Source organism: Moritella marina ATCC 15381, from assembly GCF_008931805.1.
In the GTDB taxonomy this organism is placed as follows: Bacteria; Pseudomonadota; Gammaproteobacteria; order Enterobacterales; family Moritellaceae; genus Moritella; species Moritella marina.
Genome location: NZ_CP044399.1, coordinates 3,473,184 through 3,499,776 on the forward strand (window position 1 = coordinate 3,473,184; position 26,593 = coordinate 3,499,776).

Genomic DNA, 26,593 nt, shown 5'->3' on the forward strand with positions numbered 1-26,593 from the left:
CTATCTTTCAATTACTTTTAATCAGCGCGCCATTGTCCTATCACTTCCGATTGAGCCACAACACCTAGCATTTTAGGTTTTAAATCAAAGCTTTGATCAAATTTAACACTCAACTTTCGAGTGCCAATGAAACCAATATAACCACCAATAAAAGCCGCGAGAATAACCAAGCCTTCACCTTCAAATTGGAAAACTTGAGAGAAATACTGGCCCAGACCCAATGACAGTAAAATTGTTGCTAACGGTAACAAGTAAACCAACATGGCGCTGGTGACTAAATTCTTTTCACGTAAACCAATTTCGATTTTATCACCCGCAACGACATCTGCGGTTTTAGTGACAGTAAAATGGTGGATCCGATGTGGGAATGCTTTTGCTACCGTACCTGTACCGCAATTATCACTGGCATGACAATGGTTACACGCTGATTGGCTCTCGCACTGTACCGATACTTGATCACCAGTTACACTTTTTACCACTGCTGTTTCAATTATCATACTGGCGCATACCTTAGCTTAAAGCAATTGTGACTCACTAAAACGATGATTTGCTATACCGCTAAGTACTGCATCGCTAAACTGAGTCACGCTTGTTATTATAAATTAGTCATCAAGATTGCGTACGACAGAGTCGGCAATTTTCTTGGCTGTCGCGCTTGGTACTTCGCCCACGACCACAATCTCAATATCATCGGTGATTTTAGATTGTAAACTAATTTGTCCTGATACACCTAATCCTTGGCTTAAGCTTCCCGCTTTCACATTAGTGTTGATGTAAATAGATATGTCCACTAAACCATCTGAGAACTGCATATAATCAATTGTTTGACCGATACCAGAAATCTGATGTTTATTACTCACTATCAATTTAAAGCCATCAGGGATCCAAGCGGTTTTCCACTCTGATTTGGTTGGTTCAGGCATTAATTCTTTTGTTTGCATGGCAGATAACACAGGTGGTAATTTTACTGAGTTCAATTGTTCTAACCAAGGCGTAACATCAGGGAACTGATATAAAGAAATAGCCATCACTTGGAATACCACTTCACCACTGTCTTTGATCATATCGATACGCAGCGGTAAATTAGTGGTTGTATCAACCCAAATTAAATAGCCAAAACGATATTTATCATTCGGGACCACACGTACAACTTGACTGAGACGCCCAGTAACACGGGATTTCCCCCCCACATAGATAGCTTGATATAAGCTATCGTCAAGTGTGAGTTCTGTCGCCATTAAATTGAATAATAGCCCAGGTATAGCCGTTGAGGATAACGAGTATCCTGGCTGCTCGGCTTCAAAAAAGCTGGTAATATCACCACGACGTAAATATTCGCGAGGATTGCCGTTTAACGACAATAAATGACCGACAGACACATCATCAATCACCCCATGACTGTAACGCATCGGCGTAATTCTGCCGCGCTCAATCTCGACATAAGACAAATCATAATTGAGCTGTTTAAACGCTATTTTCATCTTGTCTAACAAATCGTCTGCAGACAATTTTGGCGTTACAGCAGAGTTAGCAATAACATTACTATTGACGGTATTATCGACATGACTACTCGCTGGCGTCGTCTCACTCCAAGCGATTGGGCTAAAGAGTGAAGACAACAATATCAACACACCAACACTTTTATTGCACATTACTGGCTCACTATTATTGCTGTATGCGTTTTTGTAATTGATGATCAAGTACAAAGGCATTGATGCGACGTACTTGTTCTACTTTTTCTTCATCGGTAAACTCAGGCTGCACTTGGCGTGCGTCAGGCGATTCAATACTCAAACTCACTGGCGATGCAATACCAGCAAATGGCATCACATTTAGCGCAGGTTCAAGTCCTGTTATCGGCGCGTCAGTATTACTGAATTGCACACCCGTGATCACCATTAACGCAACTGATGCTGCAATGGCAAATTGACCACCGGTTTTTAGCCAAGGTTGAATAATTTTTTGATAGAAAGAGCTATCATTGGCACTTTCTTTTGGCATAACCAATGTCGGTTCTTCAGCAATAGCCGCAGTGATAGCACGAGTAAGGTCTAAATTAACCGTTGCAGGTGTTTCACCACGCATCACATCACCAATCAAGTGGTAATGCTGCCAACTTGACGATAATGCTTCATCCTGACCTAATTCATCAAGTAAGGCTGCATCAATATTTTCATTGTCTACGATGGAGGATAAACGTTCTTTTTCTATCATAATTAATACCTAAATTTACTCGTCCGTAATCTGTGTTTAACTTACTGTTGAAGTAAGGGTTTCAATTTCACTTCAATCGCTTCACGTGCTCTAAAAATACGTGAGCGAACAGTACCCACTGGGCAGCTCATGACAATACTAATATCGTCATAACTCATACCTTCCATTTCACGTAATGTTATCGCGGTACGTAATTCATCCGGCAGTGCGTCAATAACTGAAAAGATAACCGCTTTCATTTCTTCTGCTAAAATAACGCGTTCTGGCGTTGATGATTCACGCATACCGTCATTGCCATCGTAGAACTCCGCATCTGCAGCATCAATATCATTGGCAGGTGGTCGTCTACTTTGTGCAATTAAATAGTTTTTCGCGGTGTTACTGGCAATGCGATATAACCAAGTATAAAACGCGCTATCGCCCCTAAAATTAGGCAATGCACGATAGGCTTTAATAAATACTTCCTGAGTCACATCGGCAACGTCACCGCTAGCAGATACATAACGTGAAATCAGGTTCGCCACTTTTTGTTGGTATTTAGTCACCAATAAATTAAATGCGGCTTTGTCACCGCCTTGAACTCGCTCAACTAATTGCAAGTCCGTTTCTTTTGCACTCATTAGTAACTCATAACCTCTTATTATTCTGATGACACTAGTATTACTAATGCGTAATTTTCAGACTGCGTGATATAAATAAAGTTCGTTTTAACAGCAAATAAAATGCGTAAATGGACTAATTAAATCAAAATAAGGCTAAATAAATAAAAATACCTTTTTAATGCCCGTGCTTTACAGCTTATAATGCCTTACTTAACATTATCTCTTGAAGTAACTTGGGTATAGAGATAACAGCATACTACAAATCGAGTGGAAACTATGAGAACAAATGCGGAATACCAAAGCGATGTACTGATTATCGGCAGTGGTGCCGCAGGACTCTCACTGGCACTGAAGCTCGCCGATCACGCTAAAGTGACGGTATTAAGTAAAAGTGGCCTAACCGAAGGTTCAACGCTTTATGCACAAGGCGGGATCGCTGCAGTATTTGATGAGGCTGACAGTGTTGAAGGCCATGTCGCCGACACACTGGTTGCTGGCGCAGGTTTATGTGATGAAGATACTGTAAGCTTTACAGCTAGCAGTGCCGCAGCTAGCTTAAACTGGTTAATCGATAAAGGCGCTCCGTTTGACCAAGTTGCTGACGACAATGGCGAGCAACAATACCACCTAACCAAAGAAGGCGGCCATAGTCACCGCCGTATTCTGCATGCTGCAGATGCCACAGGTAAAGTAGTACAAACCACCTTAATAGATAATGTCTCGCAACACCCAAACATCACCTTAATGGAACGCTTTAACGCGGTTGACCTGATTTCAACAAAGCAGCTGAATCAAGCGACCAACCGTATTGTTGGTGCGTATGTATGGAACCGCGAAGCCGAAAAGGTCGAAGTCATTAAAGCCCGCTTCGTTATCTTAGCGACAGGCGGTGCCAGTAAAGTGTATCAATACACCAGTAACCCCGATGTCTCTAGCGGTGATGGCATTGCCATGGCATGGCGCGCAGGCTGTCGTGTAGCCAACATGGAATTCAATCAATTCCACCCAACGTGTTTATTCCACCCCGATGCGAAGAACTTCTTATTAACAGAAGCCCTACGTGGTGAAGGCGCTTATTTACGTCATGCTGACGGTACGCGTTTTATGCCAAGTTTTGATGAGCGCGCCGAATTAGCACCACGTGATATTGTCGCTCGTGCTATCGATTTTGAAATGAAGCGTCTCGGCAGTGACTGTGTCTATTTAGATATTAGCCACAAACCCGCCGAATTTATTATTAGTCATTTCCCGACAATCTATGAACGTTGTTTGAAGTTAGGCATCGATATCACCACAGATCCAATCCCAGCGGTACCTGCCGCACATTATACCTGTGGTGGTGTAATGACGGATTTAACAGGTCAAACTGATATGCGTGGCTTATACGCGATAGGTGAAGTGGCGTACACAGGTCTGCATGGCGCGAATCGTTTAGCCAGTAATTCATTATTGGAATGCATTGTATTTGCCCATGCTGCGGCAGACGATGTATTATCAAAATTACATAAAACCCGTAAAGATTACCGTATTCCTGCATGGGATGAGAGTAAAGTAACCAACTCAGATGAAGAAGTAATTATCCAGCATAACTGGCATGAATTACGCTTATTCATGTGGGATTATGTGGGTATTGTGCGCACCACCAAACGCCTAGAGCGTGCTTTACGCCGAGTGAACCTACTCCAACAAGAAATTGATGAATACTACAGTAACTTCCGCGTCAGTAACAACTTGTTGGAATTAAGAAACCTAGTAACGGTAGCCGACTTGATCATTCGCAGCGCCCTCGAGCGGAAAGAGAGCCGCGGTTTGCATTATACCCTCGACTATCCAGAGCAGTTCGACGAGCCAGAGCCGACGATATTACAACCTAAGGTATAATTAGTTATTAGTTATTAGTTATTAGTTAAGGTGTCTTTATTAAGCAGCTATTTAGCTGCTTTTTCTTTACCTTCAATAATAACGATCTAGATAGCTTTGCCTGTTAATCATGCTTAGGTGGAGTAAACACGGTTTCAGTCATGTCACTGTGCAATACCGCAATTTTACTCGGAGCACCATTGTCAGCAAAACTCACCATGCCAATACCACTGTGGTTAACGAGGCGTTTATCTTTGTCGTTATTAGGTTTACAGCCTCTGATCGTCATGCGCTTACGCTTAGTAAAAAAATTCAACGGAGAATAATAACCGTATAACCACGCATTGAGCTTATCGAAGCAAGATAACAATTTTTCCGGAAACTGATTCTTCAAACCGCTACAGGTAATTTGATATATCTGCGGCCCGCCATGACGAAAACGAATGCCGATCTTATACGCAAACGAGTAATGGACATCACCCGATAAAATAACAAACTGCTGCGGGGTTTTACGGTGCATAAAAATACTCAACAAGGTATTAGCCGTGCCCGGGTGTGCCATCCAATTCTCCGCATCAACCAATAACGACGCGCCGCACATAGTCGCCATACGCTGCACTGTTTCAATGATTTTAACGCCATACATAGGGGCAGGAGAAACAATAATGACTTTATCCTGTCCCACTAGTTCATGCTGAAACTCCATCATGGCTTCCCAATCCATCAGCCCTGACGGCTTGGCTAAATTAGATTCACTGCGCCAACGTCTTGTACGGGTATCTAATACAACTAATTTTGGCGATGTCGCTAAGGTATAATGCCATTGCTCATATTTCAGCAAGATAGCAATTAAGTCATCTTGCGTTTGTGTTGAGCGTTGCTCGAAATAATTAGCGAGCGGAACAGCTAAGTTAGCCAACATCGACTGCGGATTATTACCCAAGCCTTGGAACAAGGTATAGCCGATTAAAGCATTACCGATAATGCGTTTCGAAAATGCATGACCATAAGCCGCCTCTTCCCACTTCGCGGTTAAATTCCAGTCATCAGTCACATCATGATCGTCAAATATCATATAGGTAGGCAGATGCGCCATCAAGCGACGTACTTTACTCAAACCCGCTTTAAAAGCCAGTAAGCTATCCCACTCTTTTTGCCAACGCGTCAAATTATCCGCGCTTAAGCCTTCTATATCACGCGGTATCGAGATCTGTTGCCATAATTCAGGAGACCAAGACAGCAGATACAATGCCATCACTTCACTAACACTGATCAGATGATTTTCTGCCGAAGATGAGGTAAAGATAGCGTGGTTCACATACCAATCATGCAAAGCGGTTTTAGCTGAATATTCTGTTTTAGGCAATAGGCCAAGATGACGCTGATACAGCTCACTAGGTTTATAGCTAATATCGTCACTGCTATTAATGTTGGCGTCAGTAAATGTCTCATGAGGTAACCCTAGTAACTCAATAACCTGGCCAATTGCATATAACATTGGCCCTGCAACATCATCCACATAAACCTGATCGCCACTCAACATCAACAGTGATGGACGCTCGGAGACTGAATTAAAACCTTCTAAGTGAGTATCTGCGGCAACGAGTGCATCATCACTGTGATGATGTGGCTGACGACAAGATCCATGTAAAATTTCGGTAATATTCGGCTTAACAATAAAGTTCGGGGTCTTACACTCACCATAACCAAGCTCTGCTACTGAACCAAACAGCTCGCCGAGTTCAGAATCATGCACCTGATAATCAATCTTGATATCGGCAGGTAGCAGTGCCTTCGCTGTAACGTTAATTAAATACTGATAAGCCTGCGACCCCAGCCTGACCGTATGCACTTCATCATTCGTTAATACACGACAAAAATCCGCACCTTGCAAGGTCAAACTTAACTCTGATAATGGCTTCGCACTGACAAACCACAAAGTGAAATGTTGTTCATCACAGTGGCGCAGTATAGGACCAGCCATGATGAGCGGTAATAAGTCAGCATTAGATGTAGCAATGGGGGTCATAGTGGGAATAGACATTGACATTGTTCGCTCTTAATAGAAAGTGAGACTGTTGCAGAAAGTTAATATGATGAAATTTACAGCGTAGCAATAGAGTGACCAGCAGTTAAAAAATTCTTTACACTTCAAGTTAATTCAAAAGCCAGTTATCGTACCGATATAATAGTTTTGATATAAATATAGCGTCAACGTAACTTTAATATTTTAATGGTACGGATTAAACGCCGATAGTCATTATCGTGAATAGCATCACGCATAATATACAGCGACTGAGGCTGTGCTTTTTCTTGCTTCACACTGCAATAACTTAAATGAATAAACAAATCAGCGCTACGCGAACCTTGCTCAATAGCAAATAACTCATCGCCAACATCAAACTGAATATAACCGCTAGTGAAATAGGTAAAGGTGGGACGACGTAGCCAATGCTGCCAGCACTGAATGCAGCACAAGGCAATAATGACTACGCTATAAACTAATTGCAATGAAATAAGGGTAAGCCAGTTTAATAACAAACCGAGTACCACGCTATGTACCATAACACACAGCAGCAACCAGTATTTAGACGGGCGTAACGTGACGCTACACTTTAACTCTTGAGACAATTTTATCAATCATGTAGGCTAATTCTGGATCTTTACAGACTTCATGGCCCATTGCCCAAGCAAATAACTCTGGATCTTCGCCTTCTAACAAGCGTTGGAAAATCAATTTATCTTCGTCTGACAAATCGTCATAAGCTTCATCCACAAACGGACGAAATAATACATCTAATTCCAGCATGCCACGGCGACAAGCCCAACGTAAACGCGCCTTTGAATCTAACTTAGCCATCTTTTTTCCTTATCTAATTGTCCATGTCCTAATTCTACCATAAAAATAAATAAGATCTTCTAAAGACAAATGCTTGCGTTCACTCTACCATAGAGAAAACCAGCCAGAGAAGAGTAAACAATGACGCAATTTAATAAACTGACCCTAGCATCAACAGATGCACTACCAAATGTGATCGTAAGCGAGCTATCACACTGGGGATTAATGACTGCAACAGGTGAGCAGCGTTTAAGTTATTTACAAGGCCAATTGACTTGTGATCTGGTGGGCCTAGAAGACCAACAAACAACCTGGGGTGGTCATTGTGATCCCAAAGGTAAACTGTGGTCAACATTCCAAGTAGCTAAAAAAGGCAATTCGTTTTATTTCATCATGCGTAAAGACGCGTTAGCGATCACCCAACCTGAACTGAAAAAATACGCGGTATTCTCAAAAGTAGAACTCACCGATGCCTCTGCATTTTGTAACCTTTACGGCATCGCTGGCGAACAAGCAGAGCAGTGGTTGAATAAGACTTTTGCAATTACCTTAGGCGAAGAAGCTGTCACTCATTTACCGAATGGCTTTGTCATGCGACTTATTGGTGGCACACCGCGCTTCTTAGTATTATTGCAAAAAAGTGATGCGTCACTACAACAGATCAGCCAACACTTAGCTGAAGCAGCAACCGACGACGGTTCATTCTGGGATGCACTTGATATCCTAGCAGCTGCGCCGATTGTTAGCGCAGCGATGAGCAGCGTGCAGATCCCACAAGCATTTAACCTGCAAGCTTATGATGGCATTAGCTTTAAGAAAGGTTGTTACACAGGCCAAGAAACTGTTGCTCGCGCGAAATACCGTGGTACAAACAAACGTGCAATGGCAATCTTAAGCGGAGTGACTGCAACAGAAGTTAATAGTGGTGATAACATTGAATTGCAACTCGGTGAAAACTGGCGTAGCAGCGGTAAAGTAAACTTAAGCTACCGTTATAGCGATGGCGTACAAATCATCTCAAGCGTACTGCCAAACAATCTTGAAGCTGATAGCGTATTTAAAATCACTGATAATGAATCAACATTGGCGTTTAAAGCATTACCGTACTCATTGGTTGAAGTAGACTAATACTGCGAGCTCTAACCTAAAGTTAAAAGCTCACCGCTAGAAAACAAAAAAGCCAGTCAACGTTATGTTGACTGGCTTTTTATTATCGTTAATATCGCGAGCTAATTGAATAACTCGCTGATAAAAAACTAATTAGCTATTTGCTTGCGGACGCATTGCAGGGAATAAGATTACGTCACGGATAGTATGTGTATTGGTAAATAACATAGCTAAACGGTCAATACCAATACCTTGACCTGCAGTTGGTGGTAAACCGTGTTCTAGTGCAGTGATGTAATCAGCGTCGTAGTACATAGCTTCATCATCGCCCGCATCTTTCGCGTTAACTTGTGCTTTGAAACGTTCGTCTTGGTCTTGTGCATCGTTAAGCTCAGAGAAACCATTTGCAACTTCACGGCCGCCGATGAAGAACTCGAAACGGTCAGTGAAGAATGGGTTGTCATCACTACGACGTGCTAGTGGCGAGATATCCGCTGGGTAGCCAGTGATGAACGTTGGTTGAATCAGTTGTGGTTCAGCTGTTTCACCAAAGATCTCTTCCAATAATTGACCACAAGTCCAGAACTTCTCAACCGTCATATGTAATGATTTCGCAATAGAAACCATTAGCTCACGATCTTGAACGCCTTCGTTAGTCAGTGCTTGAATCACTTCGTGTTCAGGGTTGTACTGTTTGATTGCATCTAGCATGCTAATACGTGTGTATTTGCCACCAAATTCAACAGTCTCATCACCGTAAGGCATAGACGTAGCGCCAAGTACTTCAACGGCTACTGTGCTTAGCATTTCTTCAGTGAAATCCATCAGATCGTTGTAATCAGCGTAAGCTTGGTAGAATTCCATCATGGTGAATTCAGGGTTATGACGCGGAGATAAACCTTCGTTACGGAAGTTACGGTTGATTTCGAATACACGATCAAAACCGCCAACAACTAAACGCTTAAGGTATAGCTCTGGTGCTACACGTAGGTACATTTCTTGATCAAGCGCGTTATGGTGCGTGATGAATGGACGTGCAGTTGCACCACCCGGGATCACGTGCATCATTGGCGTTTCAACTTCCATGTAATCTTTCGATACCATGAAGTTACGGATAGCTGTTACTAACTTAGAGCGTACGATGAAGGCATTACGCGATTCAGCATTTACGATAAGGTCAACATAACGCTGACGGTAACACATTTCTTGATCAGTAAGACCGTGGAATTTTTCTGGTAACGGACGTAATGCTTTTGTCATTAGTACGTATTCAGTCATTTCAACGTAAAGATCGCCTTTACCCGATTTGTTTAGTGCGCCAGTAATACCAACGATATCACCGATGTCTAGACCACCAAGATCCGCTTTCTGTGCTTTTTGCACGTCTTTTGATGCGTATGCTTGAATGCGACCAGATGTATCTTGGATAGCAAGGAAAGGACCACGTTTAGCCATGATACGACCCGCGATGCTTACCACGTGCTGCAGTTCTACTAATTCTTCTTTTGACTTCTCGCCAAATGCTGCCTGTAAATCTGCTGACTTATCTTTTACACGAAAGTCGTTAGGGTGGCCATTTGCTTTACAGCTCTTGCGGATATGATCTAATTTCGCGCGACGTTCTGCAATCAGTTTGTTTTCATCTTGTAACTGTTCAGTCATTTTTTAACCCTATTTTTTACAGGCCTGATTTCAGGCTGGCTTCAATAAATTTATCTAAATCACCGTCTAAAACGGCTTGTGTGTTGCGTGTTTCAACACCAGTACGTAAATCTTTTACGCGTGAGTCATCCAGTACGTATGAACGGATCTGGCTGCCCCAACCGATATCTGATTTAGCGTCTTCTGCTATTTGTTTTTCAGCGTTTTGTTTTTGCATTTCATGCTCAAACAACTTAGCTCGCATTTGCTTCATCGCTGCATCTTTATTCTTATGCTGAGAGCGATCGTTCTGGCATTGTACAACAAGATTGGTCGGTAAGTGAGTAATACGTACCGCTGATTCTGTTGTATTTACATGCTGACCACCCGCGCCTGACGCACGGTATACATCGATACGTAAGTCCGATGGATTTAAGTCAATTTCGATACTGTCATCAATTTCTGGATAAACAAATACCGATGCAAATGAGGTATGGCGACGGCCACTTGAATCAAATGGTGATTTACGCACTAAACGATGAACACCCGTTTCTGTACGCAACCAACCGAAAGCATACTCACCACCCAAACGGATAGTGGCGCCTTTGATCCCAGCGACATCGCCAGCTGATACTTCGATCAACTCAACTTTAAAGTTGTGTGCCTCACCCCATCGTAAGAACATACGTAATAACATGTTTGCCCAATCTTGTGCTTCGGTACCGCCCGAGCCAGACTGGATATCAAGATAGCAATCATTTGCATCTTGTTTGCCAGAAAACATACGACGAAATTCAAGTTTAGCTAGCTGTGCTTCTAAACCGATGATTTCATGCTCTGCTTCGGCAAATGTCTCTTCGTCTTCAGCTTCAACTGCCAGTTCAACTAAGCCTTCAACGTCATCACAACCCGTACCGAGATCATCAATCGTTTTTACGACCAATTCTAATGATGCGCGTTCTTTACCTAATTCTTGTGCTCTTTTAGGGTCACTCCATACTTCCGATGACTCTAATTCCGCAGATACCTCTTCTAGACGCTCTTTACTAGCATCATAGTCAAAGGTACCCCCGAAGCAGCTCAGCGCGCTCGCCTAGCTCCTTTAATTTATTCATTACTGGATTTACTTCAAACATGATTTGGCTCTATTTTGGTTGTATTCAACATGGTGCTAAATATAGTGCACTTAGCGTTATGCGCTGAATATCGAATTCAACATGCGACTAAGTATATTGCGCTAACAATGGGATTTTACACAACAGCAAATTTTACCGAATTCACTAGCGGATAAACAGGGGAAGATTAAGAAAATAGCAAATTAATCGATAATATGAGCAAAAAAATGCGGATAAATAAAGATTGAGCGAAAAGTCGGTTTAAACGTAGAAATAAAATAACAAAAAACCATGCTAAGACAGCATGGTTTGCAATAGCGACAGTGGTGAACTAGCTCAGTTTATGACACTGACTGTTATTTTCAGCCAATACTTGCAGTATGTCTCTGCGGCTAATAATACCCACCAACTTATTTGCTTCAACAACCGGATAAACACTGAAATTATCTTTGGTCATACGGATCGCGATATCAACAATACTGTCTTGTGGAGAGACTGTCGCAACATGCTTGCTCATAACGTCATTAACAATAGCAGGTTTGTCGCAATGGTAACTACCGCTAATCAAGGCTTGCATGCAATCCGATTCTGAGACAAAACCAATCACTTCATTTGTCGAGTTCACTACCGGAACGGCATTAATCAAATGCTTAGCAAACAGTTCAACTACAGCTACCAGTGACGTGCCACAGGGAATACTTGGGGCATTAATTTTCATTTCATTCATTACGCGTTGCATAGTCATGGTTTATATCCTTATCTTAAAGCAGGATTGCTGTAGAAGAGGTAATCACTATAACGACAAAGGGTGAATAGCTAAAGACAATTAAAACTAACAATTCAATCGCCAAAAGCTATCAACCTGTATTTAGGTAAAATACTGATTAGCGTAATGGCTGTAAATGCTCAACCATAAACTGCAGGCTACGCTTACCACGAAACTCATTTACATCGAGTTTGTAGGCCAATTCGACCTTCTGCACTGAGGCATCAGGCCATACCTCTAAGTCAACATTAAAAGCTATCGCATCCACCAGTGGCCCACCATTTTCAGGTTCCAACATCATTTTCAAATGCTTTTTGCCCACAAGACGTTGCTCACGCAATCTAAAAATACCATCAAATATCGGTTCTGGGAACATCTGTCCCCATGGCGCGGCTTCTTTAATTAGCTCTGCAGTAGGCAGTGAAAGTTGCTCACTCGGCAATTCACCATCACTTAATACCACGCCTGTTAACTGCTCTTCAGTTAACAACTCTTGCACTAAAGTATTAAACTGCTTCGCAAACTCGTCATAACAATCAAGACGTAATGATAAACCTGCCGCCATAGCATGCCCGCCAAACTTCAAGATCATCCCCGGATTACGAGTATCAAGTAGCTCTAGAGTGTCACGTAAATGCAAACCTGGAATCGAACGTGCAGAGCCTTTAATTTCGCCCTCACCAGCATCAGCAAAAGCAATAACAGGGCGATGAAAGCGTTCTTTGATACGTGAAGCGACTAAACCAACAACACCTTGATGCCAATCATCTTGGAATAAGCAAATGCCGTAAGGCACCTCGCCAGCATCAAAATCAACACTTTTTAGAATCGCTAAGGCTTCTTGCTGCATCGAGCCTTCAATTTCTTTACGCTCTTCATTGAGGCTATCGAGTTCACCAGCAAAGCGACGCGCATTGTTTAAATCTTCACACAATAATGTCGCCACACCGACTGACATATCATCTAAACGCCCAGCCGCATTCAATCTTGGACCTAATGCAAAACCCAGATCACTGGCGCAAAGCTGCGCTTGATTTCGATTAGCTATTTCGATTAACGCTTTAATACCTGGACGACATTTATCCGCGCGAATACGTTGTAAACCTTGGTGTACCAAAATTCGGTTATTAGCATCTAACGGTACCACATCGGCGACAGTCCCTAACGCAACAATATCCAATAAACAAGCTAAGTTAGGCTCAACTAAACCTTGTTTAGCAAACCAATTTTGGTCGCGCAAAGCGCCACGTAAAGCCAGCATCAAATAAAATGCCACCCCCACACCCGCAAGATTTTTACTGGGGAAAGTACAACCGTGCTGGTTTGGATTCACAATTGCATCTGCAGCCGGTGTTTCATTGCCCGGTAAATGGTGATCGGTCACGAGTACTTTAATACCCAATGCTTTCGCCGCGGCAACGCCTGCAATACTAGAGATACCGTTATCCACTGTCATGATCACTTGCGCGCCATTAGCAGCAGCAAGATCAACAATTTCAGGGCTTAAGCCATAACCAAATTCAAAACGATTCGGCACTAGAAAATCAACATTACGATAACCGAGCATTTTAAAAGCCAGTATCGATAATGCCGTACTGGTGGCGCCGTCTGCATCAAAATCACCAACCACAATAATGCGTTGATTTTGTTCTAACGCTGTGACCAATAATTTACACGCTGCCGTCATGCCTTTAAGCTGATTAGGGCGTAATAAACTTTTAGCCCCTTTATCTAGTTCTTGGTCAGAAGTAACACCACGACTTGCATAAATCTGGCGTAGCAATGCGGGTACCGCTGCCGATATACCGTCGCAATCTAGATTTTCACGACGTTTAATTTGTTTTATCAAGATTTATCCATCTGTTCTAAAATACTAACAAGCTGTGCAGCTGGTACATAACCCGGTTGCATCTGACCATTATCAAATACAATTGCAGGTGTCCCTGTAACGCCTAAACGACGGCCTAATTCATATTGCTTTGCCACCGTGTTAGTACACATTTCGGGTACAACTTTACCGCCACGCTTAGCATTGTTCATCGCTTGTGCTTGATCTTCAGCACACCAAATTGATGCCATGTCTTGATACGTCGGTGAGTTCAAACCACCACGTGGGAAAGCTAAATATTTCACACTAACGCCTAATTGATTAAGCTCAGCAACTTCGTTATGTAACTTGCGGCAATAACCGCAGTTAATATCGGTAAATACAGTGATGCTGTATTTCTCATTTTCAGCAGGGTAATCAATCGTCTCACCCGCAAGCGCTTGTATTGCTTGTTGGCGTACTTTGCCCATAGCCTGTTCGGTTAGATCGATAACACCGGCATCACTCACTTGATAAAGTGAACCTTGAATAAGATTAGACGCATCCGCATTAACGTAGAAAATACCTTGTTCTGTCACGACTTCAAATAAGCCTGGGATCGCACTATCACTCACGCTTGATACTTTAAAATTAAGTTTCGCTGCAAGTAGGCGTGAAATATCTTGGTGTTCAGGTGATAACTTAGCTGATAAGTCTTCAGCTTTAGCCGCTACAGTCTGCACTGCGACATCTTTTGTTACTGATGCTTGTTTTGGTGCACCGTTTATGCCCAATACAAAACTGCCGACAAGGCCTGCCGCGATTGCTGTAATTAATACTTTCTTTAACATCTGATTTGTCTCCGCTGTTATCCTTAATGGATATCTATAGTGATAAATTAACAGAATTAATTATTTATCACTAGCCTTTAATCCCGAGCGCTAGTGTCCATCAGCACAGTTACGCGCGTGGATGGTGCTCACTATGCAACTGCTCTAATCGCGCTGTCGCGACATGTGTATAAATTTGTGTGGTCGATAAATCACTATGACCCAACAACATCTGCACAACGCGTAAGTCCGCGCCATAGTTCAATAAATGTGTTGCGAAAGCATGGCGTAACGTATGGGGGGACAAATGTGTGGTGATCCCCGCCACTTGTGAATAATGCTTAAGACGATGCCAAAAGGTCTGCCTCGTCATAAAATTACCTCGTCGTGATGGAAATACCACATCAGACGTCAATCCTTTCAGTAAGGTCGCCCGCCCTTCATCAATAAAGCGTTCAGCCCAATACACAGCCTCTTCCCCCATCGGCACCAAACGTTCTTTTCCGCCCTTACCGGTAACACGTACGACACCTTGGCGTAAGCTCATCGACTCCATACTCAAACCCACTAACTCAGATACCCGTAAACCAGTTGCGTAGAGGAGCTCCATCATGGCTTTATCGCGTAGTTGAATAGGATCATCAAGTTCTGGCGCAGACAGTAATGCATCTACTTCCGCTTCCGATAAATTACCCGGTAAGCGCTGCGATAGTTTAGGACTGATAAGCAACGCGGTTGGATCATCATCACGGAACTGTTCACGATAGAAGTATTGATAAAGGCGACGCACTGCGCTTAATTGTCGCGCCGTGCTACTGGCTTTGTAACCTAAATCAAATCGGCTAGCCATAAAAGCTTGGATCTCAAGGCGATCGACTGTTAATAATTGCTGCTTATGCTGCACTAACCAGTGATGATATTGGTTTAAGTCATTACGGTAAGACATCAGCGTATTATCTGATAATCCGCGTTCATGCCACATAACATCTAAAAACTGTTCTATTATTTCAATCTTTTCCAAGCGTGTGCCCTATGCTGCGATTACGATTGTGATAGTCATTTATACAGTATAACAACACTGTATAAATAAACATGGATTATAGTACAATTATCTCATGTTACTATATAAAAATAATACGCGGGCAATGTGCAATAAATACGCACATCACGGTTAGCACATAACATAACTAGCAACTCAGTCTTTGGATGTAGATAATGAAAATCGGTTTATATTACGGCTCCACTACTTTTTATACCACCATGGCTGCGGAAAAGATCCAAGCTGAAATAGGTACCGAACTTGTCGACTTACATGACATAAAAGACAATGGTTTTACCGATATCGAGAATTATGATGTGCTTATATTTGGTATCTCAACTTGGGATTACGGCGAACTACAAGAAGATTGGGGTGACCTGTGGTCAGATATAGCAGGTATTAACCTTGCAGGTAAAACCGTTGCACTATTTGGCCTTGGCGATCAGGTTAATTATAGCGAATGGTTCCTCGATGCAATGGGGATGTTATTTGACGAACTGCAAGGTAAAGGAATTCACTTTATCGGCCAATGGCCAAACCAAGGCTATGAATTTGTCGCGTCAAAAGCATTAACGGAAGATGAAACTCAATTTCTTGGTCTTGCGCTCGATGAAGACAGCCAATACGACCAAACAGATGAACGTATTGCGACATGGTCATTACAAGTACTCGAAGAAATTGCAGCACTGTATTGATAATAACGAATAGCGACTCATAACTGCTAATCATTACAGCAAATGATGAATATAAAAAGGCCGCTGCAATCTCATTGCAGCGGCCTTTTACTATTCATGAACAAGTCATGTTTATTTTAAAGAAACGCCTTTCATGTAATCAAAGAAATCGCTCTCAGGAGAGATAACTAATACATCAGATTTGTTACTAAAACTCTTAGTGTAAGCTTGTAAGCTACGTAAGAAATTATAAAATTCAACATCTTTGTTGTATGAATCAGCATAAATCTTCGCCGCTCGTGCATCACCTTCACCACGTAATTGACGTGCTTGACGGTTAGCATCAGCTAGCATTACTGTTACTTTCGCATCCACTTCAGCTTTAATGATTTCAGCTTGCTCATAACCTTGCGAACGGTGTTCTTTCGCTACAGCATGACGCTCTGCACTCATACGTTGGAAGATACTGTTACTCACTTCCTCAGGTAGATTGATTTGCTTGATACGTACATCTTCAACCAAAATACCGAGCTCAGATGAACGAGCCATACGTTTTAATGCATCTTCCATCACTTCGCCACGTTCACCAGAAACGATATCTTTAATGGTGCGATTACCAATCTCATTACGTAGACCATTGGTAATTTTACGTGATAATAAAGACTCTGCTTGTAAGAAATTACCGCCATTCGTTGCAAGGTAAAACTTCTCAAAGTCTTCAATACGCCATTTAACATAAGAATCGATAATTAAATCTTTCTTTTCAGACGTAACGAAACGGTCAGCAAGACCATCAAGCGTTTGTAAACGTGAGCTTAGTAGTCGAATTGAATCGATAAATGGTACTTTAAAGTTTAGACCAGGAAGGTAAACCTTCGCTTCATCACCCGTTTTAAGTACTTTACCAAAACGTACAACTAGCGCACGTTGACCTTCGTTGACCACAAAGAAAGACGAAAAACCAAGTAATAGCACAAGTACTAAAATAACTGCTTTTAATTGATTCATAGCTTAGTTTCTCCCTGTGTTATAACGATCAGGACGAACATTAGAACTATTCGTATCTGGATACTGATAACGGTTATTAGATTTCGCTGGTTGCTGCGGTGTTGGTACCGAATTAGCCGAACGAGCCGGTTTAGTCTCAGTCGCGTTAGCGCTCATGATTTTATCTAATGGTAGATAAAGCATGTTACCCGTACCTTCAGTATCAACCACAACTTTCGTTGTATTTGAATAAACCTGTTCCATTGTTTCTAGATATAAACGTTGACGTGTTACTTCAGGCGCAAGTTGGTACTGTGGTAATAGGCTTTCGAAACGAGCCACCTCACCTTGTGCTTTTAATGAAACTTGTTGTTGATAAGCTTCAGCTTCTTGCCCAATACGTTTCACTTGACCACGTGCTGTCGGTTCAATTTCACGTGCATATGCTTCAGCTTCACGAATATAACGTTGTTCATCTTCTTGTGCTGCAATCGCATCATCGAATGCATCTTTAACAGCTTCCGGTGGACGTGCAGACAAGAAGTTGACATCAACAAGTTGAATACCCATGTCGTAAGCATCAATAATCGTTTCAATATTTTCGCGCGTACTTTGGCGAACTACTTCACGACCCGTTGTGATCACATCATCCATTGTCGTATGACCAACAACAAAGCGTAATGCACTATCGATTGCTTGATGTAAGCTATCATCCGGATTTGTTACACTAAACAGATAATCACGTGGGTTGATAACCAGATATTGAATATCCATTTTCACATCAACAACGTTTTCATCTTTCGTTAACATTGAACCAGACGCAGGCATAGAGCGGATGCTCCTAACGTCAACAGGGATCACACGGTCAATAAACGTTGGCAACCAAGATAAACCAGGCTCAACTGTTTGTGAATACTGACCTAAGCGTAATACCACACCACGTTCAGCTTCTTTGATCGTATAGAAACCACTGACCACCCAAATAACAGCCAGAACACCAAGTACCAGAGAAACACCCACTTTATTGAAGTTAGCGCCTCCTGAAAACTTACCGCCATTACCGCCACCGAACTTGCTGGTTAGCTTTTTAAATACTTCGTCAAGATCAGGGGGTCCCTGCTCTTTCCCTTTTTGTCCCCAAGGGTCGCGATCTTTATTACCGCCATTTCCGGGCTCATTCCAAGCCATTTGCATCTCCATTACCAGATAGTTTCGGGAAAATATTAATTATATCAGCCTAATGCTGAAGGATGAAATCTTCAATGTTATTACATTTGTGTTTTTTCAAACGCTGCCAATCAATCATAGTCATTCTAATGTCGAGTAGCCAGTCACCATTTTCAGCAAACGCTTCATGTTCAATACAATCGAGATTATATAGATGACTTACAATATTACCCTGCATTGCAGGTAGCTGTAGTTTGACCACTTTCATGGTACTTGCTAGTAATTCAGTTAACGCTTGGTATAAAAAGGCCGTGCCTTCACCCGACATTGCAGATAACCAAACACTTACAGGCTTACCTTCATCATCATAATCAATACGACAACGCCCGTCATCAAGCTTATCGACTTTGTTATACACCATTAAAGCAGGTACTTCGCCCGCTTCAATTTCGGTGAGCACTGAGTCTACTTCCATGATATTACCGCGCATATTTTCATCTGCACAATCAATTACATGTAAAAGTAGATCTGCCTCTCTCGTTTCCGTCAACGTGGCTTTAAAAGCCGCGACTAAATCATGCGGTAAGTGACGAATAAAGCCCACTGTATCCGCTAATACAACTTCGCCAACATCAGCTACCGCAATACGGCGTAGTGTTGGGTCGAGTGTCGCAAACAATTGATCAGCGGCATACACGTCAGAATGCGTTAAACGATTAAACAGTGTTGATTTACCTGCATTAGTATAACCCACTAACGAAATTGTCGGTATTTCACGACGCTTACGTGAACGACGACCTTGGTCACGTTTCGTCACTACTTTGTCTAAACGACGTAAAATAGTGTCAATACGGACACGTAACAAACGACGATCTGTTTCCAGCTGAGTTTCACCTGGACCACGCATACCGATACCGCCTTTTTGGCGTTCTAAATGCGTCCAACCACGAATTAATCGGGTCGACATGTGGCGTAACTGTGCGAGTTCAACCTGTAACTTACCTTCGTGAGTACGTGCTCGTTGTGAAAATATATCTAAAATCAAACCAGTACGATCAACAACACGACATTCAATGAGCGCTTCTAGGTTACGCTCTTGACGTGGTGCTAAGGCATGATTAAAGATAACAATATCTGCTTGATAAAGCTTTACTGCTTCAGCAATTTCTTCAGCCTTACCTGAACCCACAAAATATTTAGGGTGTGGCCTGGTACGAGAACCTGTTACCACCGTTAACGCATTCACACCCGCAGAGGAAACCAGCATTTCTAGTTCATGCAGATCTTCCCTGTTACCTTCATCATTAAAGTTAACATGCACTAATATCGCACGTTCACCTGCTTCATGGCGATCAAACAACTTCACGACTCCCTATGAGTATATGACCCACAAGTTTTATTGTATTAAATTTCAAAGAATTATTTATCACTTTCACTTTCAGCTTGAATTCCATGCTGTAACGGACGTGCCGGAACAACAGTTGAAATAGCATGCTTGTAAACCATTTGGCTAACCGTATTTTTGAGCAAGATAACGAATTGGTCAAATGACTCAATTTGGCCTTGTAACTTAATGCCATTAACTAAATAAATTGCGACAGGAATTCGTTCACGACGTAATGCATTCAAAAACGGGTCCTGTAATGATTGTCCCTTAGCCATCAATAGTTTCCTTTTAAAAATTAGATTTTTATTATAATGAAAAACATAACCAATAATTATCAGTATACAACTTTAAAATAGACTCTAGCCAACTGATAATAAAACTTTTTCTAAATTGTCATCTGCTTTGGAGTCTAACCACGTTAGATCGTTCCAACTTTTTAACCACGTCATTTGACGCTTTGCTAACTGTCTTGTCGCCACGACGCCACGGAACACCATTTCATCATGATCCATTTTGCCATCGAGGTATTCCCACATTTGGCGATAACCGACACAACGCATTGACGGTAAATCAAGGTGTAAATCATCACGTTGGTACAAAGCTTGTACCTCAGCTTCAAATCCAGCGTCTACCATCAACTTAAAACGGCGCTCAATACGTTCATGTAACACTACTTTATCGGTTGGTGCAATCGCAAACTGCGTCACATCATAGGGTAACGGTTCACCTTTTTGCTGCGTAAGCTCGGTGAGTGACTTACCCGTTAAACGATATACTTCAATGGCACGACAAACCCGTTGTGCATCATTGTGGTGTAATCTTGCCGCCGATTCAGGATCATACAAGGCTAATTCTTGATGTAATGATTCCCAACCACGTAGTTTTGCTTCTGCTTCAATAGCCTGTCTCACCTCAGGTACAGAGGTAGGTACTGGCGATAAACCTTCAAGCAGTACTTTAAAATAAAGCATAGTGCCACCAACAAGTAGCGGTATTTTTCCTGCATCTGTGATCGCTTGCATATGTTTTAATGCATCTTCACGAAAATCAGCCGCAGAATAACTCATTGCTGGATCAATAATATCAATTAAACGGTGCGGTGCTTGCGCTAACTCTGCCGCAGTCGGTTTCGCACTACCGATATCCATGTTTTTATAAATTAATGCCGAATCGACGCTAATAATTTCACATGGCAATGCTTTTGTTAACTCAATAGCAAGATCTGTTTTACCTGACGCCGTTGGCCCCATTAAAAAAATAGCTTTTGGTAATGGTTTAGTTTGCTGTTGAGTCACAGTGAAACCTCTTTATCACAGACATTAAATTTCTCTATTACAGACATATAGTCAAGTTGCTCAAATAGTTTAGAACGATATTGCTGTTGTACACAGCTATCTTGCTCGATAAATTGGCTATATATTTGAGTCGCTTGTTCCCAAGTAAATTTGGTCAATCCGTGACTACCTTGTATTGCCAGCCAATGGCACAAGGGCGCAACATCTGAGGCGGTAGCCTGTTCGGATAGATGGACTATCTGTTGCAATAACTCTGGTAACACAGCAGCTAAATTCGCTTGGCGTAATTGCGCTGGCACCTTTCTAACGATAATGGTGGCGGAATTACTATAATTCAACTCCAAACCGAGACGATTAAGCAAATTTCGCTGATTTTTTGCTGTTTCAACAAAGTTTTTGTCTAATTTAATCGATATAGGCAATAACAGTGGCTGCGATATAACCCCTTGTTCCCACGTCGCTAACAGCTGTACTTTACAGTTTACTTGCCACATAGCTCGCACATCAGCGAGCAACAAGGCACCATCATCTTGCACTAATAAGTAATTATCGCGAAGTAAACTGAGTAATTTCACCCCAGCAATAGATTCTGCAAATGCGGGTTTGCTAGCAGGTGTTTGACGTCCTTGATACGGGCTTTCTGCAGCATTATTTGAGACCGAATTATGTCGAGACGCTTGCTGTAATTCAGCCACTTCAGCCTTCGTCGGTTGTAACAAATGGTTGTATTGCTTAATGGCACCAGCTGAAGGTGCATCGGGGATATAGCGCTGCGGTGTGTAACCCGATGACTTGGCATGGCTACTACCGGTAACAGTGCTAACACCGTAACTATGTTGTTTTTGCATTGGGGGGCTAGCGACAGCGTTACCCGCCAGACCGATATGAGCTGAATCTTCGACGGCATGAGCACTGATACGGTTATCTGTAGATTGTTCGGCTTGTCCAGGGTAGCTAATGGCCTCTTGAGCAGGCAATTCGGCAGCCGGCATAGAAGGGCTAATACCTTCAGAAATAGCCTTAAACACACCTTGAAAAATAAAGTCATGTACCAGACGCGCTTGATGAAAACGCACTTCATGTTTAGCCGGGTGCACATTCACATCGACTTCACGAACCGACACTTCAATAAATAGCACATAAGCCGGTGGCGCAGCGATACCCGTTGCTTCTTCATAAGCTTGACGTAAGGCATGATTAATCAGCTTATCACGCATCATACGGCCATTGACGTAGCTATATTGCACATCCATTGGTGCGTTATCATGCGGCAAGCCAACCCAGCCCCATAATTTAATATCATCGTGTTCACAATTCAACGCCATACAATTGGCCATGAAGTTATTACTGGTAATACTAGCAACACGGCGCTCTTGTTGCTCAAGCGTACTCGCGGGGCGATAACTGCGGATCACTTTACCGTTATGTTTGAGGGTGATCTGCAAGTCAAAACGGCTTAAAGCAATACGCTTAACTAATTCATCAATATGATTAAATTCAGTTTTATCGGTACGTAAAAACTTACGACGGGCGGGCGTATTAAAGAATAAATCAATCACTTCAACGGTTGTACCAATCGGATGTGCAGCAGGTTTGATTTGTACCTGCATATCACGGCCTTCCGCATAGGCTTGCCATGCTTCGCTTTGCGCTTTAGTACGCGAAGTAAAGGTCAGTCGTGATACCGAACTGATACTGGCTAACGCTTCACCACGAAAACCAAGACTATCAATGGCCTCCAAATCATCTAAAGTGGCAAGCTTACTGGTTGCATGACGGCTTAATGCCAGACCAAGCTGATCTTTCTCTACGCCAGAACCATTATCACGGATACGGATCAGCTTAGCGCCGCCCTTATCAATATCAATGTCGATACGTGTTGCACCCGCATCAATACTGTTTTCAATGAGTTCTTTTACGACTGATGAAGGGCGTTCTACCACCTCTCCAGCCGCAATTTGGTTCGCTAATCGAGGTGGTAAAATTTGAATTGTCATGGCACACCTAACTCGTTGGTATTTTCAATTTCTGGCCAATTCTAACGGTATCTTTAGTTAGCCGATTTAACTGTTTAATACGCGACACTGTCGTGCCATAACTGCTAGCAATAACAGAAAGTGATTCGCCTTTAGTCACAATATGGGTGCTATTTCTCATATAGGCTAAATAGGTATCTTTCGGCGGTGAATGACGAAAATGCTGATAAGAACCTTGTGCAATCGCGTTAGCAATTTTATATTGATGGCTGCTTGTCGTCAGCTTTTTACCTTCTCGATAGTTCGTCACAAAACCTGCTTCAACCAATAAAGAAGGGATATCAAGAGACTTTAATACCGCTAAACTTTGCTCATAGGGTTTCGATTTATGCATCCCCGTGACTTTCGCTAATTCATGATGGATCAATGATGCCACGTTATAACCGGCACCTTGTGAATATTGCTGACCAAGATCCAGAAACATGTATTGCAAATCATCATCTGCATCACTATTTTTAATCGCCTCACCTACGCCACCAAGTAAGCCATCCACATTGTCATCGCGCATCTTTTTCTTAAATTCATACTTAGCACGGCCTTGCGATAAGATCAGCGTTGAGGCGCCCGATGGTTGTGACGAAGTAAAACCGTCGGCATGCACAGAAACTAACAATTCGGCTTTGTACTTACGCGCAATAGCAGATCGTTCATTAAGTGAAATATAACGGTCATCTTTACGGATCAATACCGCTTTGATGCCTTTTTTCTTATTCAAAATAGCCACGGTCTTTTTAGCAATCGCTAAGTTAATATCTTTCTCAACAAACTTTTTAAAGCCGATAGAACCTGGATCTTTACCACCGTGTCCCGCATCAATCGCAATCACCACATCTCTTCGAGGGTGTTTAACCACCGCTTTTTTGGCTGGTTTTTTGACGATAATAGGGTTGCTTTGCTTCACAACAGGTTTAACTGATTTAGTCGGTTTAACCGGTAAATCAATCACGAGCCTATTTTTAGTCGTTTTACTGCCCGCTAATTCAAAAAAGCGATAATGAATCGGTTTAGCCAAGTGAAAAATAATCCGTAAATCACTCGACTTAGCAGATTTAGCCTGCTCAACACGGGTAATATTACTGCTTAATTTGGCTAATCGACTGACACTAACCAGGTTACGCGTGCCAGCAAAATCCACCACAATTTGTGTTTTCTTATGGCGATCGTAAAGATTAAATAACGGTTTTTTTGCCAAGTCAAAAACAATGCGTGTTTTATCGGCATGCTCAACAATCCGAATTCCCGTAACCGAGTTGGCAGCATAACTTAATGGCATAAAGCACAGGTATACTATGCTCAATAATAAAATCCGTTTTAACATCTTATCCTACATTTATATTGGCAAGTTTATTAACCAGGGTCATACCTAATGCACTCACGCCTTTGACTACAACTTCACGCTGTTCTCCGACATAAGTAAGGGTAATTTGCACATCTTCAGCAGGTAAAAAACCTTCTCCACGTTGTGGCCACTCGATTAAGCACAAACAATCATCAGCAAAGTAGTCACGAATACCCATAAATTCTAATTCTTCCGGATCGGCTAAACGATACAAGTCAAAATGATAAACATTCCAATCCGCTAATTCATAAGGTTCAACTAATGTATAAGTCGGGCTTTTCACATTCCCTTGATGACCGAGTGATTGTACAAAACCACGGGTTAATGTCGTTTTACCTGCACCTAAATCACCATGTAAGAAAATGGTCGTCGCACTATCGCATACACTCGCAAGGCTTGCACCAAAGGCAACGGTTTCAGATTCATCTGCTAGGAAAACTTTTACTGTATTTGTCATCTAATTTAACTACCTTAAACATTAAAATAAAACGCTATTTTGAGTTGTGTTCAGCACAAGCTCATTCCCAAGCCATAGAGTATCTTCGACGACAGACATCAACAGATAAAATTGGCCAGGTATGTCGATTCTACAAATTGTCGAGCCCAAAGAAAACCACAATATGATAAACTTTACCTCAATTTACTAATAGACAGATAATAAACCATGCCTCCGATAGACTATCAACAACTTACGCAACAAATTAAAGCCTGGGGGGCAGAACTTGGTTTCCAACAAGTCGGGATCGCAGACACTGATTTATCAACTTACGAACCACACTTTCAAACCTGGTTAGATAATGGCTATCATGCCGACATGGATTATATGTCACGCTACGGTACCATGCGAACGCATCCAGAGGAGCTCTATCCTGGCACAATTCGTGTTATTTCTGTGCGTATGGATTACCTGCCACCCGATGCATTAATGGCAACGACTTTAAAGCAAAAAGATAAAGGCTATATTAGCCGTTATGCACTTGGTCGCGATTACCACAAAATTGTACGTAAACGCTTAAAAAAACTCGGTGATAAAATCAGTGAACACTGCGAAAGCCTTGATGCTCGACCTTTTGTTGATACCGGTCCTTTACTTGAACGACCACTCGCAGAAAAAGCAGGATTAGGTTGGACGGGTAAACATTCATTAATTTTAAACAAGGAAGCCGGTTCATGGTTTTTCCTTGGCGAAATATTAATAAACCTACCACTACCTGTTGATAAACCTATTGAAAATCAATGTGGTAAATGTACAGCGTGTTTGCAGATTTGTCCAACACAAGCCATTGTCGCGCCTTATAGTGTCGATGCTAATCGCTGTATTTCTTACCTCACAATCGAGTTGTTTGGTGCGATACCAGAGCAATATAGAAGTTTAATCGGTAATCGTATCTACGGTTGTGATGATTGCCAATTAATCTGCCCATGGAATCGTTTTGCCGCCATTACAGGCGAGCAGGATTTCCACCCGAGATCAAACCTGCATTCACCCGACTTATTGGCGCTGTATGCATGGGATGAAACTTACTTCCTCAAACAAACGGAAGGTTCACCGATCCGCCGTATTGGTCATGAACGCTGGTTACGCAATATTTCAGTCGCACTGGGTAATGCCGCTTATTCAGCAGAAATAATTGAGGCGTTAACAGCTAAGTTCGCAGAAACAACAGAGATGGTACAAGAACATATCACTTGGGCACTGCAACAACAGCGCGCTAAAGCAGAGAATATCATTCCAGTATTACAGATCGATAAGACCAAAGACAAGCTAATTAGAATGGTAGAAAAAGCACTACCACGTGATGCTTAAGCGATTAATAACTTATAATCGTAAAGTAGATTAGTCATAAAAAAGCGCGTATAAGATAGACCTACACGCGCTTTTTTATCT

At 42.1% G+C, this 26,593-nt stretch carries 25 protein-coding genes; 4 read left to right on the top strand and 21 right to left on the bottom strand.

Features of this window, described 5'->3' with window-relative positions; all coding sequences use genetic code 11:
- Nucleotides 1–17: 17 nt before the first annotated feature.
- The 4 genes from FR932_RS15575 to rpoE all read right to left on the bottom strand — a co-directional run bounded on the left by FR932_RS15575 (nucleotide 18) and on the right by rpoE (nucleotide 2,834).
- Nucleotides 18–497, bottom strand: coding sequence for a SoxR reducing system RseC family protein (locus FR932_RS15575; protein ID WP_019442361.1), 480 nt, complete (start codon nucleotides 495–497; stop codon nucleotides 18–20).
- A gap of 105 nt (nucleotides 498–602) precedes the next feature.
- Nucleotides 603–1,652 (bottom strand): MucB/RseB C-terminal domain-containing protein, encoded by a 1,050-nt coding sequence (locus tag FR932_RS15580; protein ID WP_019442362.1) that lies wholly within the window; start codon nucleotides 1,650–1,652, stop codon nucleotides 603–605.
- Nucleotides 1,653–1,665: 13 nt separating this feature from the next.
- A complete protein-coding gene (locus FR932_RS15585; protein ID WP_019442363.1) occupies nucleotides 1,666–2,214 on the bottom strand; it encodes a sigma-E factor negative regulatory protein in 549 nt (182 codons plus the stop codon).
- Between the two features lie 41 nt (nucleotides 2,215–2,255).
- Nucleotides 2,256–2,834: an RNA polymerase sigma factor RpoE gene (rpoE, locus tag FR932_RS15590; protein ID WP_019442364.1), complete on the bottom strand. Its 579-nt coding sequence runs from the start codon at nucleotides 2,832–2,834 to the stop codon at nucleotides 2,256–2,258.
- Nucleotides 2,835–3,092: 258 nt separating this feature from the next.
- Here rpoE and nadB point away from each other — a divergent pair, with 258 nt between their 5' ends.
- Nucleotides 3,093–4,697, top strand: coding sequence for an L-aspartate oxidase (gene nadB, locus FR932_RS15595; RefSeq protein WP_019442365.1), 1,605 nt, complete (start codon nucleotides 3,093–3,095; stop codon nucleotides 4,695–4,697).
- A gap of 103 nt (nucleotides 4,698–4,800) precedes the next feature.
- Here the strand turns inward: nadB and FR932_RS15600 are convergent, their stop codons facing one another.
- The 3 genes from FR932_RS15600 to FR932_RS15610 form a co-directional block, all read right to left on the bottom strand.
- A complete protein-coding gene (locus FR932_RS15600) occupies nucleotides 4,801–6,726 on the bottom strand; it encodes a hypothetical protein (protein WP_019628945.1) in 1,926 nt (641 codons plus the stop codon).
- A gap of 161 nt (nucleotides 6,727–6,887) precedes the next feature.
- Entirely contained in the window at nucleotides 6,888–7,241 is a 354-nt protein-coding gene (locus FR932_RS15605; protein WP_019442367.1) for a protein YgfX, read from the bottom strand.
- Between the two features lie 43 nt (nucleotides 7,242–7,284).
- A complete protein-coding gene (locus tag FR932_RS15610; RefSeq protein ID WP_019442368.1) occupies nucleotides 7,285–7,536 on the bottom strand; it encodes an FAD assembly factor SdhE in 252 nt (83 codons plus the stop codon).
- 120 nt (nucleotides 7,537–7,656) lie between these two features.
- On the opposite strand from FR932_RS15610, the gene ygfZ reads away from it, so the two are divergent.
- A complete protein-coding gene (gene ygfZ, locus FR932_RS15615) occupies nucleotides 7,657–8,643 on the top strand; it encodes a tRNA-modifying protein YgfZ (protein WP_019442369.1) in 987 nt (328 codons plus the stop codon).
- Nucleotides 8,644–8,775: 132 nt separating this feature from the next.
- Here the strand turns inward: ygfZ and lysS are convergent, their stop codons facing one another.
- From lysS to xerD, 6 genes are all read right to left on the bottom strand, one after another.
- Nucleotides 8,776–10,284 (bottom strand): lysine--tRNA ligase, encoded by a 1,509-nt coding sequence (gene lysS / locus FR932_RS15620; protein WP_019442370.1) that lies wholly within the window; start codon nucleotides 10,282–10,284, stop codon nucleotides 8,776–8,778.
- 16 nt (nucleotides 10,285–10,300) lie between these two features.
- Nucleotides 10,301–11,399, bottom strand: a protein-coding gene (gene prfB / locus FR932_RS15625; RefSeq protein WP_167513866.1) for a peptide chain release factor 2 whose coding sequence is annotated in 2 segments (ribosomal slippage) — nucleotides 10,301–11,323 and nucleotides 11,325–11,399 — 1,098 coding nt in all. Because the reading frame shifts where the segments join, the coding sequence is not laid out codon by codon here.
- Between the two features lie 310 nt (nucleotides 11,400–11,709).
- Nucleotides 11,710–12,123, bottom strand: a complete 414-nt coding sequence (locus FR932_RS15630) for a CBS domain-containing protein (protein WP_019442372.1) — start codon at nucleotides 12,121–12,123, stop codon at nucleotides 11,710–11,712.
- Nucleotides 12,124–12,262: 139 nt separating this feature from the next.
- A complete protein-coding gene (gene recJ / locus FR932_RS15635) occupies nucleotides 12,263–13,993 on the bottom strand; it encodes a single-stranded-DNA-specific exonuclease RecJ (RefSeq protein WP_019442373.1) in 1,731 nt (576 codons plus the stop codon).
- Complete coding sequence (dsbC, locus tag FR932_RS15640; protein ID WP_019442374.1) at nucleotides 13,990–14,802, bottom strand: bifunctional protein-disulfide isomerase/oxidoreductase DsbC; 813 nt, start codon at nucleotides 14,800–14,802, stop codon at nucleotides 13,990–13,992. Before dsbC ends, recJ begins: the two co-directional genes overlap by 4 nt.
- A 109-nt stretch (nucleotides 14,803–14,911) precedes the next feature.
- Nucleotides 14,912–15,802, bottom strand: a complete 891-nt coding sequence (gene xerD / locus FR932_RS15645; protein ID WP_019442375.1) for a site-specific tyrosine recombinase XerD — start codon at nucleotides 15,800–15,802, stop codon at nucleotides 14,912–14,914.
- Between the two features lie 194 nt (nucleotides 15,803–15,996).
- On the opposite strand from xerD, the gene fldB reads away from it, so the two are divergent.
- Nucleotides 15,997–16,515 carry a flavodoxin FldB gene (fldB, locus tag FR932_RS15650; RefSeq protein WP_019442376.1) on the top strand — a complete coding sequence of 173 codons (519 nt, stop codon included), beginning with the start codon at nucleotides 15,997–15,999 and terminating at the stop codon, nucleotides 16,513–16,515.
- 111 nt (nucleotides 16,516–16,626) lie between these two features.
- Here fldB and hflC read toward each other — a convergent pair whose 3' ends face one another.
- The 8 genes from hflC to tsaE all read right to left on the bottom strand — a co-directional run bounded on the left by hflC (nucleotide 16,627) and on the right by tsaE (nucleotide 25,162).
- Entirely contained in the window at nucleotides 16,627–17,502 is an 876-nt protein-coding gene (gene hflC / locus FR932_RS15655; protein ID WP_019442377.1) for a protease modulator HflC, read from the bottom strand.
- 3 nt (nucleotides 17,503–17,505) lie between these two features.
- Nucleotides 17,506–18,669, bottom strand: a complete 1,164-nt coding sequence (hflK, locus tag FR932_RS15660) for an FtsH protease activity modulator HflK (RefSeq protein ID WP_019442378.1) — start codon at nucleotides 18,667–18,669, stop codon at nucleotides 17,506–17,508.
- Between the two features lie 49 nt (nucleotides 18,670–18,718).
- On the bottom strand, nucleotides 18,719–20,008 hold the full coding sequence (gene hflX / locus FR932_RS15665; RefSeq protein ID WP_019628947.1) for a ribosome rescue GTPase HflX: 1,290 nt from the start codon (nucleotides 20,006–20,008) through the stop codon (nucleotides 18,719–18,721).
- A 59-nt stretch (nucleotides 20,009–20,067) separates the two neighbouring features.
- Nucleotides 20,068–20,310 carry an RNA chaperone Hfq gene (hfq, locus tag FR932_RS15670; protein WP_019442380.1) on the bottom strand — a complete coding sequence of 81 codons (243 nt, stop codon included), beginning with the start codon at nucleotides 20,308–20,310 and terminating at the stop codon, nucleotides 20,068–20,070.
- Nucleotides 20,311–20,394: 84 nt separating this feature from the next.
- Nucleotides 20,395–21,330 (bottom strand): tRNA (adenosine(37)-N6)-dimethylallyltransferase MiaA, encoded by a 936-nt coding sequence (miaA, locus tag FR932_RS15675; protein WP_019442381.1) that lies wholly within the window; start codon nucleotides 21,328–21,330, stop codon nucleotides 20,395–20,397.
- Complete coding sequence (mutL, locus tag FR932_RS15680) at nucleotides 21,327–23,327, bottom strand: DNA mismatch repair endonuclease MutL (RefSeq protein WP_019442382.1); 2,001 nt, start codon at nucleotides 23,325–23,327, stop codon at nucleotides 21,327–21,329. Before mutL ends, miaA begins: the two co-directional genes overlap by 4 nt.
- Nucleotides 23,328–23,334: 7 nt before the next feature.
- Entirely contained in the window at nucleotides 23,335–24,684 is a 1,350-nt protein-coding gene (locus FR932_RS15685; protein ID WP_019442383.1) for an N-acetylmuramoyl-L-alanine amidase, read from the bottom strand.
- Nucleotide 24,685: 1 nt separating this feature from the next.
- Nucleotides 24,686–25,162: a tRNA (adenosine(37)-N6)-threonylcarbamoyltransferase complex ATPase subunit type 1 TsaE gene (tsaE, locus tag FR932_RS15690; RefSeq protein ID WP_019442384.1), complete on the bottom strand. Its 477-nt coding sequence runs from the start codon at nucleotides 25,160–25,162 to the stop codon at nucleotides 24,686–24,688.
- 207 nt (nucleotides 25,163–25,369) lie between these two features.
- Between tsaE and queG the strand changes: the two genes are divergently transcribed.
- Nucleotides 25,370–26,512: a tRNA epoxyqueuosine(34) reductase QueG gene (queG, locus tag FR932_RS15695; RefSeq protein ID WP_019442385.1), complete on the top strand. Its 1,143-nt coding sequence runs from the start codon at nucleotides 25,370–25,372 to the stop codon at nucleotides 26,510–26,512.
- Nucleotides 26,513–26,593 lie beyond the last annotated feature (81 nt).